Here is a 1,198-nt window from a genome sequence, read left to right on the forward strand (position 1 = left end):
AGAGCCCAGAGCCCAGAGCCCAGAGCCCAGAGCCCAGAGAATTGTCGGAGGAGCAATCTCTGCCGTCTAGTCCACTAAGCAAGAAAAGTGACGGCGCAACCTCAATGGAGAGCGAAATGTGTTATGCACGGAAACTCTGTCTTGCGGCCAAGTCCCAAGTCATGGACATGTTCCAGGAAGCCCGGCTTGGCAAGGCCGTCGACCCAAGCACGACGTTGCCGCTGGTCGGAGAAATCGCTGCCTCGGTGCTGCGCCAACCTCATGCCCTCATCAGCGTCGCACGCATCAAAACGCACGACGATTACACCTACCTGCACTCGGTTGCCGTCTGCGCCCTGATGCTATCGCTGGCCCGGCATCTCGATCTAGACGAGGAGCAAACGCGCCTGGCTGGCATCGGCGGACTGATGCACGACCTAGGCAAGGCCGCGATGCCGCTGGAAGTGCTTAACAAACCAGGCAAGCTCACCGATGCCGAGTTCGCCATCATGAAGCGCCACCCTGTGGAGGGCGCAAAGATGCTGCGCGCAGGCGGGGCCGAGCCCGGGGTGGTGGACATTGCCCTGCACCATCACGAGAAGATCGACGGAACCGGCTACCCGGATCGCTTGGCCGGTGACGCCATTTCACTCCTGGCCCGCATGGGCGCAATCTGCGACGTCTATGATGCCGTGACGTCGGAGCGAGCCTACAAAAAGCCGTGGGACCCGTCCGCGGCGATGCGGCAGATGGCCAAGTGGGAGGGCCATTTCGACAAACGCATCTTCCACGCCTTCGTCAAGGCCGTGGGCATCTACCCCGTCGGCTCCTTGGTTCGCCTGTCCTCTCAGCGTCTGGCCGTTGTCGTTGAGCCGGGAATGGAATCACTGCTGACTCCCAAGGTTCGCGTGTTCTTCTCGCTACGCTCGAGAGAGCCGATCCCGATGCAGACCATCGACCTGGCGGCCACGAGTTGCAAGGACAGTATCACTGGCCCCGAAGACCCGACGCTCTGGAACTTCAAGAACCTCGACGACTTGTGGATGGAATAGCCCCCACAAAACGACGGCCCCGTGAGGGAGCCGTTGAACATCGTCGAGCGATGCCCGTCCAGGGAGGGATGGCCGAGCTCGATTCTCCAGAAGGTAGCTGGTGACACGAGTGTTGAGCCCACCCAACTAGGGTGACGGAAATTTCTGGGGTTCCGGCTTACATCCCC

1 protein-coding gene is annotated in these 1,198 nt (G+C 61.0%); it reads left to right on the top strand.

The features are described from left to right. Positions 1-161 precede the first annotated feature (161 nt). Positions 162-1,031, top strand: a complete 870-nt coding sequence (locus ACZRKZ_RS27735; protein ID WP_223198360.1) for an HD-GYP domain-containing protein — start codon at positions 162-164, stop codon at positions 1,029-1,031. The last annotated feature ends 167 nt before the right edge of the window (positions 1,032-1,198 follow it).

Source organism: Pseudomonas sp. c313, assembly GCF_055407145.1.